Here is a 15,967-nt window from a genome sequence, read left to right on the forward strand (position 1 = left end):
GTGCGGGTCAGATCACGTGGATCCCGCACTCCACCTTGGTGCTGCCGGCCCAGCGACCGGAACGCGGATCGGCGCCGTCCTCGACGGGCTGCGTGCACGGCTCGCATCCGATCGACGGGTAGCCCGCGCTGAGCAGCAGGTTCATCGGGACGCCGTGCTCGGCCGCGTAGCCGTACAGGTCGTCGCTCGTCCACTGCACGAGCGGGTTGACCTTCACGAGGCCGTTCTTCGCGTCGAACGTCACGAGCGGCGCGAACGCCCGCGTGGGCGACTCGTCGCGGCGCACACCCGAGATCCACACCTCGTACCCGCGGAGCGAATCGCGCAGCGGCTCGACCTTGCGCATCGCGCAGCAGTACTCGGCGTTCCGCGAGAACAGCTCCTTGCCGTACGCGGCGTCCTGCTCGGCGACGCTCAGCGGCGGCGCCACGTCGACGACGCGGATGTCGAGCTGCCGCTGCGCCTCGTCCCTCGTCGCGAGCGTCTCGACGAAGTGGTATCCGGTGTCGAGGAACAGCACGTCGACGCCGGGCACGCTCTGCGACACGAGGTGCGGAAGCACCGTGTTCGCCATCGACGACGCGACGGCGACCGCGCCGGGATCGAAGGTGCGGGCGACCCATTCGAGGGCGGCGCGCGCGTCGACCTCGTGGTCGGTGCCGCTGCCGAGCTCGGCGATCCCCTGCCGGGCGATCTCCTCGAGCTCCTCCGCCGTGCGGCGCGTCGCGGCGCGCGGGGCGAGGCTGACGGTCATATCAGCGCCTCCTCATCGACGCGGTGCGCCCACTGCGCGAAGGTCTCGTCGCCGTCGCGCTGCTCGGCGAACCGATGCGCGACGCGCTCGACGTAGTCGGCGATGCCGTCGGCCGTGACCTTGAGGCCGCGCACCGTGCGGCCGAGCCCCGCCTCGTCGCGATCACTGGAGGCGAGCCCACCACCCAGGTGCACCTGGAAACCCGGGACCTTGTTGCCGTCGTCGTCCGTGATCATCTGGCCCTTGAGCCCGACGTCGGCAGTCTGGATGCGGGCGCACGAGTTCGGGCAGCCGTTGATGTGCAGGCTGAGCGGCGCCGGGAGATCTGTCTGCTCGAACCGCTTCTCGAGGTCGAGCACGGCGTTCTTCGCCGTCTCCTTCGTCTCGACGATCGCGAGCTTGCAGTACTCGATTCCCGTGCACGCGATCGTGCCGCGGCGGATGAGGCTCGGGCGGGCGCTCAGGCCGAGCTCGTCGAGCCCGGCGATGAGCGACTCCGTGCGCTCTTCATCCACATCGAGGAGGACGAGCTTCTGGTGCGGCGTCGTGCGCAGGCGAGCGGATCCGTGGTCCTCCAGCAGGTCGGCGAGCTTCGTCAGCAGATCCCCCGAGATGCGGCCCACGATCGGCGTCACGCCGATGTAGTTGCGCCCGTCCTTCTGCTTGTGCACGCCGACGTGGTCACCGGGACCCGTCGGGCGGGTCGGTGCGGGGCCGTCCGCGAGCGCGTAGCCGAGGTACTCCGTCTCGAGCACCTCGCGGAACTTCTCGGGGCCCCAGTCGGCGAGGAGGAACTTCAGGCGCGCCTTGTTGCGCAGGCGGCGGTATCCGTAGTCGCGGAAGATGCGCACGACGCCATGCCAGACCTCGGAGACCTGATCGGGCGATGCCCACGCGCCGAGCCGCTCCCCCAGGCGGGGGACGGTCGACAGCGCGCCGCCGACCCAGACGTCGTAGCCGATGCCGTGCTCGGGGTGGTCGATCGCGACGAACGACACGTCGTTGATCTCATGCACGACGTCCTGGCTCGGGTGGCCGGTGATCGCCGTCTTGAACTTGCGCGGCAGGTTCGCGAGCTCGGGATCGCCGATGAAACGATCCGTGATCTCGTCGATCTGCGGCGTCGGGTCGATCAGCTCGTCGACGGAGATGCCCGCGACCGGGGATCCGAGGACCACGCGCGGCACGTCGCCGCACGCCTCCGTCGTGCCCAGCCCGACGGCCTCCAGCCGCCGCCAGATCTCCGGCATCGACTCGACCTCGATCCAGTGCAGCTGGATGTTCTGCCGGTCGGTGAGGTCGGCGGTCCCGCGCGCGAAGTCGGTCGAGATCTCGCCGATCACGCGCAGCTGCTCGGTCGTGAGCTGCCCGCCGTCGATGCGCACGCGCAGCATGAAGTACTCGTCCTCGAGCTCGTGCGGCTCGAGGGTCGCGGTCTTGCCGCCGTCGATCCCGGGCTTGCGCTGCGTGTACAGGCCCCACCAGCGGAACCGGCCGTGCAGGTCGGTCGGGTCGATCGACGCGAAGCCGCCCTTCGCGTAGACGTTCTCGATGCGCTCGCGCACATTGAGGCCGCCGTCTTCGAGCTTGAATTCCTCGTTGGCGTTGAGCGGCTCGGTGCCGTCGATCTTCCATTGCCCGTGCGGCTTCTTCGCCCCACGTGCGGCACGCGTGCGCGCTCCGCGATTCGCCGCCGTCTGGCTGCTGTCGACGCTCATGGCCACCCCACTCCCTGCTCGGATGTGAGTACGAGCCTAAAGACGCCCGGGACGAGGCGGCTCCAATGTGACGCCCTGCGACATCACACGACGTAATACGCGAGGTGCCGGCTGCGGGGCTCGAACCCACGACCCCCTGTCGGCTTCGGTCTGAAACACACGCGCCGACAGGGAGCCGCTTCTGACCACATTTACTCCCCCCGGTCAGGCATTTAGCACCGTTGCGAACGCACATCGACATACATCGAACGTCGCCCGCGAACAACGACATGTGAGACGAATGTGAGACGACGCCCCCTTCATCCGATGGAAGATCCCGACGCCGCACAGCCGGGCCGCGAACGCGCCGGCGGAGAGCACCGCGGAAGGTACTGGCTCCCGGTGCGCCGAGAGCGCCCCTCCTGCCGAAGCAGGAGGGGCGCTCTCGGCGCAGTGACGAAGCAACCTCCGATCGACCGACGACGAGGCCGCAACTGTCGCGACTTCTAGGGAGCCGAGCCAGCTACGCGTTGCGCCGACGCGACAGCAGCATTGCCACGGCCCCGGCGACAATCAGCAGCAGGCCGATCGTCGGCAACGTCAGCAGACCAATCTGTGGATGCCAACCCGCCTCCGCGTAGACCGCATCGATGTAGCCCTTATACACAAGCACGATGCCTGCGATAACAGCGACGACTCCCCCCGCGATCGCACCGATTCCGATTTTCATCTGTGTATTCATAGGCACTCCTCTCAGTTGCACCCGTTCGCGAGAAAACCAGCGAGCCCGCGGTCAGGCGTGGGCGTGTCGAGGTTGTAGGTCGACTTGTATGGTACTGCGACTGTGTGGCAGTAGAGCTGGTTGTATTCGGAGGACCCCAGCTTGCTTCGGTTGGTGGCTGACTGTACGTCGCGGAGCTCGTTCCAGAGCCAATCCGTCGGGAGTTTCCAGCAGGGGATGTTTCCCGGAGGGCAGGCGGCGCGGAGAAGTACTGTGGGTTCGACGCGGACTCGCGACGAGTTCTCCCATGTGTAGGACCTCAACCACGTGTACCCGACATAGGGGTCGGCGACGATGGGGAATTCGGTCGCCGCCGTCGGATACACGTGCTGCGTGATCGTCGTGCCGGAGATCACGTACTCAGTGCTGACGCTTTCACCGGCAGCGTCGACGGCCCATGGCGCGGCCACCACAGCGATTGGGTCGCTCACGTCCGCGCCGATGGCAATGCCACCGCCATCGAGCGGATGGAGGTCAGCTCCGTCAGGTACGTCGAACTCGTACGCGAACGCCAGCGGATCTCCGTCCTCGCTGATGCTGACGATCTGGACGCCACCGTCGGATTTCGCGATCGGTACGACCTCAGCACCGTGAACGTCGTACGAGGTGAGGCCATCTCCGACATCACGCCCGTCGTCGGCCGCATCGCCGACTCGAATTGACAGCGTCCCGTCGGGCGTTTCCAACGAGATGGGCTCGTGCGACGTGGACGGGACGATTTCTCGATGCTCTGAGGCTTGCGCACGAGCGTCGAGCACGCGCAACTCTGCGGACGTCGAAGATTCCGTCAGCCCGCGCAGCACGCTCAGCGGATCTTCGGTACCAGGGGCACTCGGCTGGGCGCTCGCTCCCACGCTTCCACCGAGGACGAGGGACGAGACGAGCATGACTGCCGCTCCGAGCTTCGTGGAGGTAGCGAATCTCCTGGACGGAGACTGTGCCTGTGGTCGTCGTTCTGCTGTGTTGTGGGTCATAGCGCCACGGTACCGCCCGCCTGGAGGGCCTGTCTGTCCCCCTTTTGGGGGACAAATGTCGAGGAAATCGGACAGTGCGGACAGTTGCTGACACGACGAAAGTGCCCCTCCCGGGGAGCCCGCCGCCGTAGCGTCAGGGACTCACCCAGGAGGGGCGTTGTCAGGATCGCGTGACCGCGAGAGCGATCACAACGACGGTCAGGGCCGTGGCGACGGCGAGCGTCGCCACGGTCAGACCTTGGCGGCCTGGTACTCCTCGGGCACGCCCTTGGAGATGATGGCGAGCGCCGACGCCGTACCGGCGAGCGTCGCCGAGACGATCGCGCCGCCGACTGCGAGGCCGACCCCGAGGAGCGCGTCCCCGGTCGTCGGGATCGCGATTGCGCCGAGCGGGATCACGCTCGAGAGGGCCTGCGTCGCGGTGCGCACGAAGCCGCGCTTCGCGGCGAGGCGTACGTCGGCGGGGATGACCTTGCTGCTCATCAGAAGTTGCTCCCTTTCCCGAGGATCCGCGCGAGGCGACGCTCGGCCGACCACACCTTGCCCGACCCGAAGTCGTGCGTGAGGGCGTCGCGGATCATGCCGTCCGACGAGCGGTAGACGCTCCCCATCGGGATGCCCATCCCATAGCCGACGTTCGTGACCGTGAAGCCGTTGTTGCCCTCCATGTAGGGCACGCCGGCCTGCCGGAGGTTGCCGACGGCGTTCGAGCTCGTGACGTGCTTGATGAACTGGTTACCGATGAGGTAGACGTGACCGAGGGCCTTGTCCTTGACGAGATACATGTCGTCTCCGTTCTCCCCGCTGGGGTTGTTGGGGTTGTTCACCGCGAGTCGTTCGCGGACGAAGGGGATCGGGTCGACGCCCGAGTTCGAGAGGCCCGGGGTTCCGGGCACCGTCTCCAGATGCAGGTGGATCCCGTACGGTGCACCCGCGTAGTTCGTCCCACTGACGGTGCCGATCGGGTCACCGCGCTTCACGAACTGGCCCTGACCGCCGTAGTAGATCGGACGCTCCTCGGGCGTCTCCGGGATCGGGAGACCGACGGTGTTGGGCGAGTGCTCGTACATGTGGAAGTAGCGGCTCTGGAAGCCGTCGTGCTGGAGCCACACCTGCACCCCACCCGCCGCGTACCCCGACGGGTAAAGCGCGTCGCCATTGTCGATGTACGGCGGGCGGAAGTAGATGAATCCGTCCGCGATCGCGCGGACATTCCACTGGCTCGGAGCGGCGAAGTCGTAGCCGCGATGGATGCGGCCACCGGATCGGGGCGCGCCGTACAGGCCTCCGCTGTCGACCGCCGGATAAGGGATCGCGTTCGCCTCCATACTCTCCGGCGTCGGACCGACCGGCCACTGCGTGATGACCGTCATGTTGTTCTCCTCTCGTGCCGCGCATGCGCGGCGGGTCTATCGGGGTAGGTCGTCGGGCCACTCCGGCGGGGGCGGCGGCTTGCCATCCCAGATGTGCGCCCGGTGCTTGTGCAGCAGGTCGCGGTATCGGTCGTTGCGATCGACGAGGATCCCGTTCCGCCGCTCAACCTCCGTGAGGCGTTGCTCGGCGGCGGTGATGCGCCCCTCGTGCGACTCGCGGTAGCCGTCGCGCTCCTCCTGCAGCTGGTCGATCAGGCGATCCGATGCCTGTGCGGCCGTCTGCTGCGCTTTCGCGCGCGCCGCGATCCATGCACCGATGACGCCCCCGAGCGCCGTGAGCGCGATGCCCGCGGCCCCGACCAGTTCCGTGGGGATACCGGTCACGTGACGGGCTCCGTCCACGCCGCGGCCCACGTGACCGACCCCACGAGGCCGTCGGCGACGAGGCCCTTCTCGCGCTGGAACGTGAGCGCGACCTCGCGCGTCTCGTCGCCGTAGATCCCGTCCGAGCCGTAGAGGGGGAACTGCCATCCGCGGTCCTCCATGCGCTGCTGCCAGCGCCACAGCATCTTGCGCAGCTCGTCGACCGTCCCGGCGGCGTTCGCGTGCTTGCAGCTCACCGACTCGGCAGGGCCGTTCTCGGGGCCGAAGTACCAGCCGCTCGGGAGCGGGAACGGCGGGGCGGCCGGGTCCGCGGGGATCGCGGAGGGGCCGCCTGCGAGGATCTCGTTCGCGCGTGCGACGGCCGCGGGGATCAGTGCGCGCACGTCGTTTCCGGGGCACTCGGTGGCGCGGTACTGCGAGTCCCAGCCGACCCAGAAACCGGCCTGCGTGCGGCCGGGCTCGTTCACCTCGACGGGGTGCCCTGCGCGCTCGGACTCGGCCGCGTGGTGCGCGATGAGCTGCGCCAGCGTCTCGGTCGAGGCGTCCGCGACGGGCCAGTCCGGCGCGCCGCCGATGTTCGCGAGCTCGATCGTGACCGCGCCGCGGTCCAGGTCGTAGCCGGTCGACGACGGGCAGAGGTCCGGGGGGACGATGCCGACGACGCGGCCGGTCTTGTCGGTGGCGTAGGTCGGGTGCGAGTCGCGCTCGTTCGGCCCAACCATGTAGGCGACCGAGTCGGGGCCGTCGCCATTGGCCTGGTGGTGAGCCATGAGGCCGACGACGGGCGCGTCGCCGCGCGAGCGGCCCCACGGGGTGTCGACGATCTGGTCTGTGATCGGTGCCCAGGTAGGCATGTGGTCTCCTTCGGGTACGGCGAAGCACCCGCCAGGACGATGCTGAGCGGGCGCTTCGATCAGGTGAGTCAGGCGTTCAGTCGCTTCGTGTCGGACGGCAGGAGACCGCCCTGCATCAGGTCCCAGAGGCGCACGTCCTCCTGCCCGAGCGACCACATCGCGACCCCGGCGAAGCCGAACTCGAACGCGGCCGCGGCGCGCCAGTGGAGGACGCCCTGCGGGTCGTGGACGTAGATGATGCGCGCGTAGTCGGCGTCGCACGCGACGAGGCGGCCGACCCACACGTCGATGTCGGTCGGGATCACCGTCACCGTGTGCGCGACGTCGGAGACCAGCGGCGAGGGGTTCCAGTGGTGGAAGGCCCAGTCGCGCGAGATGCTCGCGGTGCGGGTCTCGTGCTCATCGACGTCCGTGTCCGGCCGGAACTGCGCGCCGTCGTCGCGCCAGGTGACGCCCGTGCGAGCGATGCCGCCGAGCTCCAACTGCTCGGTCACGCCCGGCGCGTCGATCTGCACGGTGACGCGCTCGCGCGGCATGTACCACCAGCCGTCGCCGAGGTAGAGGTGATCGAGCCACATCTCCGCGCCAAGTCCGGTGTCGAACTGCGTCACGCCTCCCGGGAACGCCGTCCCGGACGCCGACAGGATCGTCGGGATGCGGCCCTCCTCGGTGAGCCCGAAGTACGCGCGCGCCGAGTTCTCGCGGACGCGCAGCCCGAGCACGAACCGCTGCTCCTGCGGGGCGGCCCCGGCCGCGCGCGGCGTCACGTACGCGGTCGCCTCGACGGAGCCCGAGCGCACCAGCTCGAGCAGGCCCGAGTCGTTGGTGTATCGGACGCCCCAGCCCTGCGAGTAGATCGAGAAGCGGCCGCTCGTGGCGAACTGGCCGCGCGCCTGCACGTACAGCGGCCGCTCGCCGAAGTCGTGGTCGTAGGCCAGCGGCCCGGATCCGCGCCACTGACGGTAGCCGTCGAGCGGTTCGACGACCTCCCACGCCGGATCCGCGACGTACGCGGTCTCGGAGGTGATGTAGTCGTCGAGGATCGTCGCGGCGACCGGCTCGCGTTGCAGCAGGTCGACCGTGAGCCCGTACCCGGTGGACGGCTCCACGAGCGCCCCGGCCTCGGAGACGACGCGGCGCGGCTCGATCGTGTAGACCGCCTCCTCATCGGTGGGCCGGTTGTCGACGACGTCCCACCGGGTCGGCGCGACGGGCAGGCCGTAGCGGGTCGTGTACTCGCGGCCGCTGAACGACGCTGACACGATGCCCGTCGAGGCGTCGAACATCGACGGCTCGAGCCAGTCGTACACGTCCGTGTAGCCCCAGAGGGATTGCGAGTCGACGTCGCGGTAGACGACCCACCCGATGCGCTCGTGCGAGCCGTCGCCCTGCGGCGAGCCCTGCGTGCCGTCGCCGGTCCGGAAGCCGGTGAAGTGCTGCCACGCGGCGTAGTAGGTGCCGGAGTCGCCACGCCACCCGCTCGAGTTCGTCGGGTAGGCGTGGATCGTCCAGAAGTAGGCGTAGAGCGGGATCCCGAGCGACACCTTCCGCGGGTCGATCTGCGAGGCGACCCACCCGGCGACCTCGCGCACCCAGAAGCCCGGCGCGATCGGGCCGGGCGCGGATCCCATCCACGCGAAGTCGTACGTCATGATCTCGACGTGGTCGACGATCTGCCCGAGCTCGTAGTACCGCACCCAGTCCTCGCCGCCGACGGATCCGGACGCGGTCAGCGGCGGCAGCGCGCACGCGCACTTCCGGCCGAGCGTGTGCGCGCGATCGGCGACGGCCTCGAAGATCGCCTCGGACTGGGCCGGGTCGCCCGCGCCGCCCTGCTCGAGGTCGATGTCGACGCCGTGCAGCCACGGATACTCCGCGAAGACGGCGGCGACCTGATCGGCGAGCTTGGCGCGGGCGGCCGCGGATCCGCGCAGCGCGTCGAAGATCGCCCGCGGGGCCTCGCTCGGGTTGTCCATGTTGCGGAACGCCGCCCACCATCGGATGTGCGGCCACCGCGCCCGGTAGCCGTCCATCACGGCCGGGTCGAGCGTCTCGGTCAGCGTGCCGTCGGTGGAGACGTACCACCCGAAGATCGACACGTCCGTGAGCCGGTCGCCGTACTCGGTGAGCACCAGATCGATGCGCGCCGAGATGCCGAGGTGCCCGACCCACACCCACACATCCTCGCCGTCTGCCATGGCCGGGCCTCCTCGTGTCAGCCGGGGGCGTTCGAGTCGTCCTCGGCACGGTCGGTCCACCCGGCGCGCAGGAACGCGCGCCCGGCGGTTCGGATGTTCAGGTGCAGATCGGAGCGCTCGGGAACGACCGGGACGCGCCCCCACCCGGCGGTGGCGGTGAGGGCGGCCCCGTCAGCCTCGACGCGCGCGCCCACGGGATCCCCGAAGCGGTAGCTGCCGACGCGGGTGTCGCCGTGCGCGCGCTCGACGGCGATCTGCGTCGGTGTCGCGGCGTCGATGTTCGCCAGCAGGACGACGGGCCGCCCGCCGTGGATGACGCCGTTGCGGTAGGTCGTCTTCCCCGTCGGGGTGCCCGCCTCGGCCGGGTTCGGGACGATGCCGGTCGGCTGCTCGCCCTCCTGCAGCTGCAGGTCGGTGATCAGCACCTCGGCGGCCTCGGGGAGGTCGCCTGCGAGGAGCCGGAGCGTGATCTGCGCGACGCGGCCGCGCGGCGTGTGGTACGCACCGCGCAGCCTCATGGCGTCACCCCGGGCGACCAGGGCAGTTCGGACACGTGCGGGAGCCACGCCGACGGCGGCCCCGGCTGCAGGATCACGTCGGTGATCGTCACCTCTGAGCCTGCCTCGCCGTTCGGGACGCTCACGCGGACGCGGAGCGTCGCGATGCGCCCCGCGCCCGGCCGGAAGGTTGCCCTCATGTCAGCTCCAGCGTGATCGTCTCTGTGGAACCGTCCTCGTACGTCACCTCGGCGATCGCGCGCACGTCCGGCGTCCACCCCTGCGGCCCCGACGACTCGATGTCGAACGACAAGCTGTAGGCGTCGCGGTTGTCGGGTTGGACGGTCTGCTCGATCCACCGCTCACCGGAGCCGGTGAACCGCGCCGCCATGTCGCCCGTGCCTTGCGCCGCCTCGACGGCGTCGACGCCGAGGGATCCCCAGTGCTGCAGGCCGCCATCGAAACGCGAGTTCTTGAGCAGGTTGTACGGGACGAGATCGAACGTCGACTGCTGCGACCCGGTGGTCACGCCGCCCTCGTCGCCCGTCGACGAGCCGAGCTCGCGCAGCTTCGCCGAGAGCGTGATCTTCGTGCGCGCCGGGCGCACGATGTCGTGCTCGATCGCGACGATGCGCTGCGCCTCGCGGATCCCCAGCTCGTCATCTACGACCGTCACGACGTCGCCGACATCGAACCGGTCGATCTCCTGGCGCGTCTGCCACGACAGATCCGCCACCGTGAACTCGTACGAGTACGACGGCCGCGAGCGATTCGCGAGCGTCGCCGACGCCATCGACAGCATCGTGTACGGCGACGTGCCCGCCGCGAAGTCGTACGTCGCCTCCCGCACCTCCGACGTGTAGGTGAAGTCCTCGACGTACGCCTCCCCGCCGTTGACGCTCGCGATCGTCTGCCCGTCGGCATTGCGCGCGTAGATGCGCGTCACCAGCGACGTGGTGTCGACGACGCGCTTCGACTCCGTCAGGCCGCGCCCGTAGACGAACGCCACGCCGACGTCGCGCCCGGACTTCGTCACGAGCGACACCGTGCGGGCGACGCTGTCGAACAGCAGGTCGCCGCCGTGGTTCGCCTGCACCGTGCGCAGTAGCTCGAGCGGGTTGGTCACCTCGACCGCATAGGTGCGGCGCGTGGCGACGTTCACCGTCCCGATGCTCCACTCGGTGCCCGCGAGCGCGTCCGTCATCGCCTGCAGAGCCGTCACCTGGCGGTACTCGCGCGCGTCGAGCTGCCCGGCGTAGGCGAGGTCGTAGAAGTCCTCCTCGCAGTACACGGACATGACCGGTGTCCCGGCCTCGCGGCCCGTCTCGATCCGCCGCACCCGGTACGGGATCCCCGCGTGCTCGACCGGAGCCTCGGGAAGAATCGCGCCGCCGTGCCGGTGCTTGATGGGCAGACCGAAGGTGAGCGTCTGCTCGCCGTTGACCTCGCGGACGACGACGCCCGCCACCGGGTCGACGATCGCCGCCGCGTCCGCGCCGTCGCCGACGATGATCGGCTCGCGCGCATACCTCGGGATGACCGGTTCCGGCGTCGGCGGGAGCAACACCGTCACCGGGAAAGTCACCGTGTCGGTCTGCCCGTACGAGTCGGTGACCGTCACGTCGACCTGTGCGGTGCCCTCGCCGAATCCTGCGCCGACCGTCATCTGATCGCCGCTGATCGACACCGACACGAGCGAGCCGGGGTCGTCCTCGACGGCCGACCACGAGAACGGGCCGCCGTCACCGGTCGCGGTCAGCGTCACCGTCTCCGCGGTCCCCGCCTCGAGGTCAATCGGCATGATCGGGTCGATGACCGGCGGATCCGGCGCGATCATCTCAACGGTCACCGTGAACGTCGTCTCGCCCGTCTGCCCGTCGGCATCGGTCGCGGTCACCGTCACCGTCGCGGATCCGGGCGTGCCGCCGTCGATGGTGAGCGTCGTTCCCGAGACGGACACGGCCGCCACGGCCTCGTCGCTGGACGCCGCCGAGTAGGTGACCGGTCGCCATCCGTCGGTCGAGGACACCTCGACCGTGTCCGACGTCCCTTCGCCGATCGTCACGTCCGAAATCGGATCCATGACGGGCGCGCCGACCTCGGCGATGTCCACGTCCATCCCCGCGAACGACTTCGTGTCATCGGCGAGGTAGACGCGGAAGCGCACGAGCCCGTCGAACGACGCGGGCGGCGGGTCCGAGAGGTCGGCCCATGTCGCGCCGTCGTCGGTGGATCCCTGCGCGGCCCAGCTGTGGGAGTGACCCGCGAGAGGCGCGAACGTCGCGCCGTCCTGCCAGCGCAGCGGCACCGCGCCCGTGTAGAACGTGCGGTCGGATCCGCCCGTGCCGCCCGTGGGGCCGGTGACCTCCGCGTCGGTCACGGCCAGCACGTCGCCGTGCCCAGCCGCCTGGCCGGTCGAGAACGTGCCGCGCGCGAGCGCGTCGAGGAACGTCTCGGCGTCGAAGGTGGCGTCCGGGCGGGCGGTGAGGAACTCGTCGACGCCGCCACCGGCCCAGTACGCCGCGGCGTCACCCATCCCATAGACGCGGATCTGCGCGCCAGGAGCCGTGTTCGGCGTGCCGCCGATCGCGCGCGCCGGGGAGATCCACCACTCGTGGGTAGCGAAGTTCGCCGCGAGGATCTGCGACGTGCCCGCGTCGAAGTCGATCAGCTGTCCGACCCACTGCGACGTGGTCGGCGTGCCCCACGGAGGCGTGCCCTCGAACTGATCCAGCAGTGCCGTCCCGGCATCGTCGTAGACCTGGTGTCGCAGCGAGCCATAGTTGACCGTCGCGAGGTGGAACAGCGGTGTCGCCGTGCCGTCGCCGCGGGTGGTGATCAGCGGGATATGCGCCATCGTGTAGGCGTGGTCGTACCACATGCCCACGAGGTAGCGCCCGCTCGTCATGCCCTGCGGCGGGGCGTGTCCGCCGCTACCGCCCCGGCCGATCCACGACTGTGACGCCGACGGATCGGTCGCGTTCAGCCGCGCGCCCTCGCCCCACTGGCCCGCCTCGGTGAACGCGTTCGCCGACCCGCCGCTCTCGTACCAGAGCCGCCAACTCGCAGTGTTCACCGTGTCGGCGACGTCTTCGTAGGCGGGTCCAGCAGCCCAAATGGCGATCTCGTGGAACCGCGTGAGCGTCACCGGGTTCAGGCCGGGGTAATCGAGCGGCACCTCTCCCGACCATGCGAGACGATCGTTCCACAGCGTCTGAACGGGCACGGTGCCTTCCTTCCTGCGGCCTACTGCAGCCGCGAATTCGCGTAGAGCCGGACCGCCGACACCGTCCCGGTCGTCGACACGGCGAACGTGGCCGCCTCGTGCGGCCAGAGTTCGGCCCGATCGAGCGACGTCATCGGCCGCACGACGGACGCGACCTTCGTCGATCCGTTCCAGCGCGCGAAGTCGAACGTGTCGTAGTCCAGGCGCAGCACCTGCGCCGAGGTGAGCGGCCCGGGGATTGTCGTGACGACGTCGCCGACGCGCACCGTGACCGTCTCCGACGAGGACAGCGTGCCCTCGATCTCGACCGTCGGGAACGAGCGCGCATTGCCCTCCTGCCGGGTGATCTGCCGCGAGCCGGGCGCGGCGTAGCTCCATGTCTCATCGGCCGTCGGGCGGCCGTACGCGCTGAGCACCTCGAAGGCGACCTCGCCGCGGAACTGGAAGCCAAGCCCGGTATCCCACGTGAGGCGCTCCCAGTCGATCCCACCCGCGGCGATCGCGCGCCACTGCCAGCCCGGCATCGCATCGATCTGCAGTTGCCGTTCGCCGCGGGCGGGGTCGAGGGCGAGCACGAGGCTGTCGCGCTTGGTCGCGGCATCCTCGGGCGTCTCGCCGGACACGATCACGTCGAACGCGAAGCGAGTCGAGGACCGCGTCGCGCCGCCGAGGATGAGCCCGTCCGTGCCCGGGGCCTCCAACGTTTCGAGCTGGAGGCCCGCGAGCGACGGCCAGGCAGTCAGGGTCGCGATCAGCCCGAGCGAGTCGGTCGTGAACGACCCATACGTGAAGCTCATGCCGTCACCGCCCCTCCGAGGTTGACCTTGCCGCGCGCGCGTTCGGCGCGCTGAATGCGCTGGTGCAGGTCGCGCGAGACCTCCTCGACGCGCCGGTCGCTGTCGACGGTCATGTGCTCGATGTGCACGAGCGCGCCCTGCACGGTCATTCCGGATCCGTCCTCGCCCGCAAGCCCCTCCTCGAGGGCACGGTTCATCAGACCGGTGTCCACGACCGACTCGGGCCGTCCCGCCTCGGCGAGCACCGCGAGGGTGCCTCCCGAGCGAGGCAAGATCGTCGCGCCCTTCGCGAGATACGGGATCTGCGGAAGTGATAGCCCCCACGTCTGACCGCCCACGGCGGGCACCCAGTCGGGGATCGTGACCGACAGCGAGTTCAGTCCACTGATCGCGCCGTTGACGAGCCCGATGATTCCGTTGATGGGGGCCTTGATCGCACCGACGACGTTGTTGAACGCCGATTGCGCGAAGCCCGCCAGCCCGCCGAACACGGACTCGAAGAATCCGCCGATCCCGGACCAGAGACCGTTCCACCAGGACGCGATGCCGTCGCCGACGCCGCGGATCCACGACGCGAAGCCGCCGAAGATGCCCTGCACCCAGCCGATGAAGCCGTTCCACGTGTCGGCCACGAACGATCCGATGCCGGACCAGAGGCCGTGCCACCAGGACGCGATCGCGTCGCCGATGATGCGCACGCCGAGCAGGAACAGCTCGAACTTCTCGCGCACCCAAGAGGTGAACCCGTTCCAGATGTCGCGGATGAAGTTCCCGATGCCCGACCAGAAGTCGTTCCACCACTGGACGTAGAGCGCGCCGACGCCCTGGATCACGGCGACCCAGAACTCGAACTTCTCGCGCACCCAAGAGGTGAAGCCGTCCCAGACATCGCGGATCCACTGACCGATGCCCGACCAGAGGCCGTTCCACCAGGTCGCGATGCCGTCGCCGATGCCCTGAAGCCAGCCGATGAAGCCGCTCCACACGTCGGTGATCCACGTGATGAACCCGTCCCACACATCGCGGATCCACTGACCGATACCGCCCCAGAGATCGTTCCACCATGTCGCGATGCCGTCACCGACGGCGACGAGCCAGTCGACGAAACTTCCCCAGATGTCCGAGATGAACGCGACGACCTCGTCCCACCGCATCACCAGCAGGACGACCGCGGCGACGAGCGCGATGATTGCGAGGATGATCCATGTGACCGGGTTGGCAAGCAGGGCGATCGTGGACGCCCAGATCGACGCTGTCCACGCGACCATCGCCGCGACGAGCGTCACGCCGATCACGCCCGCGATGACGCCGATCGTTCCGGTGTTCTGCGACACCCACTCGCCGAGCGCCTGCAGGGTTGGCATCGCCGCGGTCAGGCCGTCGCTGAGGGCGGTGAACAGGCCGGTCGCGAGAGGCTCGAGCGCTGTCATGCCCGTGTTCATCGTCTGCTGCCATCGCTCGGAGAAGCTCATCGTCTCCTCGCCGACACCGAGGATCGTGTCCCCGGTCGCTCCCGTTGCGGCCATCAGGTCATCCATGCTGAGAACGCCCGACTGCAGCGCCCCGATGAACTGTGCGGCGTTGCGGGTGCCGAACACGGATCCCGCGATGTCGAGCGCGGCCGCGCTGTCGCCCTTGTCGATGTACCCCTGCATCTCACCGATGACGCGCTGGAACGCGTCAGCGGGCTGCTCGCCGTCCTTCGCGAGGTTGACGAGCGAGCGGGACAGACCCGACATCATGCCGTTCGCATTCAGGCCCGCCTTGTCGAGCGAGCCGAGCAGACTGATGCTGTCCTCGAATCCGAAGCCGAGTTCCTGCAGGGCGACGCCGTTCTGCTGCGCACCCGATGCCAGATCGTTCATGCCGACACCCGTGGCCTGCGAGACCTGAAACAGGCTGTCCATCGCGCCGACGACGGCGTCACCCTCGATCTTGAAAGCGCTGAACGCCGCCGACGTGGAGGCGATATCGACGTCCTGGCCGAGGATGCGCCCGGCCTCGAGGTACTGCTGAGCGACGGTGTCGAGCGTTTCACCGGACAGGCCGAGGCGCGTATTGAGATCCGCGACCGTAGTGCCGACCTGCTCGAACTCTGCAGGCACCTGCTTACCGACGGACTTCGCCACATCGACCAGGCCCGTCAGAGCTTCGCCCTGCGCGCCAGTCCCGACACGGATCGTGTCGGTGACGGTGTCGAACGTGTCGCCGACTGAGTACAGCCCCTTGAACGCGCCGACGACGGCCCCGCCGATCGCGGCCGCGCCGATCGCCTTCTTGACGTTCGACGACCAGCCCTTCCCGGCCTTGGTGCCCTCCTTCTCGGCGGCGGCCGTCCCGGGGGCGAGCGACTTGACGATGCTGTCGGTCGCGTTCTCCATCGAGGGCACGAGTCGCACCCACGCTGTCGCGAGCTCCACTCCGGCCATGCG

Annotated in this window: 14 protein-coding genes; all 14 read right to left on the reverse strand. The window is 69.2% G+C overall.

What is annotated here, in order from left to right:
• Window positions 1-7: 7 nt before the first annotated feature.
• Window positions 8-754, reverse strand: coding sequence for a phosphoadenylyl-sulfate reductase (locus GB932_RS07030; RefSeq protein ID WP_156759972.1), 747 nt, complete (start codon window positions 752-754; stop codon window positions 8-10).
• Entirely contained in the window at window positions 751-2,472 is a 1,722-nt protein-coding gene (locus tag GB932_RS07035; protein ID WP_156759973.1) for a nitrite/sulfite reductase, read from the reverse strand. The genes GB932_RS07030 and GB932_RS07035 overlap by 4 nt, the downstream gene beginning before the upstream one ends.
• Window positions 2,473-2,974: 502 nt before the next feature.
• Window positions 2,975-3,193 carry a hypothetical protein gene (locus tag GB932_RS07040; protein ID WP_156759974.1) on the reverse strand — a complete coding sequence of 73 codons (219 nt, stop codon included), beginning with the start codon at window positions 3,191-3,193 and terminating at the stop codon, window positions 2,975-2,977.
• A gap of 11 nt (window positions 3,194-3,204) precedes the next feature.
• On the reverse strand, window positions 3,205-4,206 hold the full coding sequence (locus tag GB932_RS07045) for a hypothetical protein (protein ID WP_156759975.1): 1,002 nt from the start codon (window positions 4,204-4,206) through the stop codon (window positions 3,205-3,207).
• Window positions 4,207-4,437: 231 nt separating this feature from the next.
• On the reverse strand, window positions 4,438-4,689 hold the full coding sequence (locus GB932_RS07050) for a hypothetical protein (RefSeq protein ID WP_156759976.1): 252 nt from the start codon (window positions 4,687-4,689) through the stop codon (window positions 4,438-4,440).
• Window positions 4,689-5,579, reverse strand: a complete 891-nt coding sequence (locus GB932_RS07055) for a M23 family metallopeptidase (protein ID WP_156759977.1) — start codon at window positions 5,577-5,579, stop codon at window positions 4,689-4,691. Before GB932_RS07055 ends, GB932_RS07050 begins: the two co-directional genes overlap by 1 nt.
• A gap of 36 nt (window positions 5,580-5,615) precedes the next feature.
• Window positions 5,616-5,963, reverse strand: coding sequence for a hypothetical protein (locus GB932_RS07060; RefSeq protein WP_156759978.1), 348 nt, complete (start codon window positions 5,961-5,963; stop codon window positions 5,616-5,618).
• The gene (locus tag GB932_RS07065; protein ID WP_156759979.1) at window positions 5,960-6,817 is read right to left on the reverse strand and encodes a peptidoglycan-binding domain-containing protein; all 858 of its coding nucleotides are present in this window, start codon (window positions 6,815-6,817) and stop codon (window positions 5,960-5,962) included. The genes GB932_RS07060 and GB932_RS07065 overlap by 4 nt, the downstream gene beginning before the upstream one ends.
• 68 nt (window positions 6,818-6,885) lie before the next feature.
• Window positions 6,886-9,015, reverse strand: a complete 2,130-nt coding sequence (locus GB932_RS07070; RefSeq protein WP_156759980.1) for a glycosyl hydrolase family 18 protein — start codon at window positions 9,013-9,015, stop codon at window positions 6,886-6,888.
• Window positions 9,016-9,032: 17 nt separating this feature from the next.
• Window positions 9,033-9,533, reverse strand: coding sequence for a hypothetical protein (locus tag GB932_RS07075; protein WP_156759981.1), 501 nt, complete (start codon window positions 9,531-9,533; stop codon window positions 9,033-9,035).
• The gene (locus tag GB932_RS07080) at window positions 9,530-9,712 is read right to left on the reverse strand and encodes a hypothetical protein (protein ID WP_156759982.1); all 183 of its coding nucleotides are present in this window, start codon (window positions 9,710-9,712) and stop codon (window positions 9,530-9,532) included. Before GB932_RS07080 ends, GB932_RS07075 begins: the two co-directional genes overlap by 4 nt.
• A complete protein-coding gene (locus tag GB932_RS07085) occupies window positions 9,709-12,738 on the reverse strand; it encodes a phage tail spike protein (protein WP_197517361.1) in 3,030 nt (1,009 codons plus the stop codon). Before GB932_RS07085 ends, GB932_RS07080 begins: the two co-directional genes overlap by 4 nt.
• Window positions 12,739-12,758: 20 nt before the next feature.
• Window positions 12,759-13,535: a phage tail domain-containing protein gene (locus GB932_RS19190; RefSeq protein ID WP_197517362.1), complete on the reverse strand. Its 777-nt coding sequence runs from the start codon at window positions 13,533-13,535 to the stop codon at window positions 12,759-12,761.
• A complete protein-coding gene (locus tag GB932_RS07090) occupies window positions 13,532-15,964 on the reverse strand; it encodes a phage tail tape measure protein (protein ID WP_156759984.1) in 2,433 nt (810 codons plus the stop codon). Before GB932_RS07090 ends, GB932_RS19190 begins: the two co-directional genes overlap by 4 nt.
• Between the last annotated feature and the right edge of the window lie 3 nt (window positions 15,965-15,967).

The sequence above is a fragment of the Microbacterium karelineae genome, from assembly GCF_009745985.1.
Taxonomy (GTDB): Bacteria; Actinomycetota; Actinomycetes; order Actinomycetales; family Microbacteriaceae; genus Microbacterium; species Microbacterium karelineae.

What these genes read in the sequence shown, in the direction of transcription:
- GB932_RS07040 (WP_156759974.1), bottom strand. Translation starts at nt 3,193, where the DNA reads ATGAATACACAGATGAAAATCGGAATCGGTGCGATCGCGGGGGGAGTC.
- GB932_RS07030 (WP_156759972.1), bottom strand. Translation starts at nt 754, where the DNA reads ATGACCGTCAGCCTCGCCCCGCGCGCCGCGACGCGCCGCACGGCGGAG.
- GB932_RS19190 (WP_197517362.1), bottom strand. Translation starts at nt 13,535, where the DNA reads ATGAGCTTCACGTATGGGTCGTTCACGACCGACTCGCTCGGGCTGATC.
- GB932_RS07055 (WP_156759977.1), bottom strand. Translation starts at nt 5,579, where the DNA reads ATGACGGTCATCACGCAGTGGCCGGTCGGTCCGACGCCGGAGAGTATG.
- GB932_RS07070 (WP_156759980.1), bottom strand. Translation starts at nt 9,015, where the DNA reads ATGGCAGACGGCGAGGATGTGTGGGTGTGGGTCGGGCACCTCGGCATC.
- GB932_RS07080 (WP_156759982.1), bottom strand. Translation starts at nt 9,712, where the DNA reads ATGAGGGCAACCTTCCGGCCGGGCGCGGGGCGCATCGCGACGCTCCGC.
- GB932_RS07075 (WP_156759981.1), bottom strand. Translation starts at nt 9,533, where the DNA reads ATGAGGCTGCGCGGTGCGTACCACACGCCGCGCGGCCGCGTCGCGCAG.
- GB932_RS07035 (WP_156759973.1), bottom strand. Translation starts at nt 2,472, where the DNA reads ATGAGCGTCGACAGCAGCCAGACGGCGGCGAATCGCGGAGCGCGCACG.
- GB932_RS07065 (WP_156759979.1), bottom strand. Translation starts at nt 6,817, where the DNA reads ATGCCTACCTGGGCACCGATCACAGACCAGATCGTCGACACCCCGTGG.
- GB932_RS07050 (WP_156759976.1), bottom strand. Translation starts at nt 4,689, where the DNA reads ATGAGCAGCAAGGTCATCCCCGCCGACGTACGCCTCGCCGCGAAGCGC.
- GB932_RS07090 (WP_156759984.1), bottom strand. Translation starts at nt 15,964, where the DNA reads ATGGCCGGAGTGGAGCTCGCGACAGCGTGGGTGCGACTCGTGCCCTCG.
- GB932_RS07045 (WP_156759975.1), bottom strand. Translation starts at nt 4,206, where the DNA reads ATGACCCACAACACAGCAGAACGACGACCACAGGCACAGTCTCCGTCC.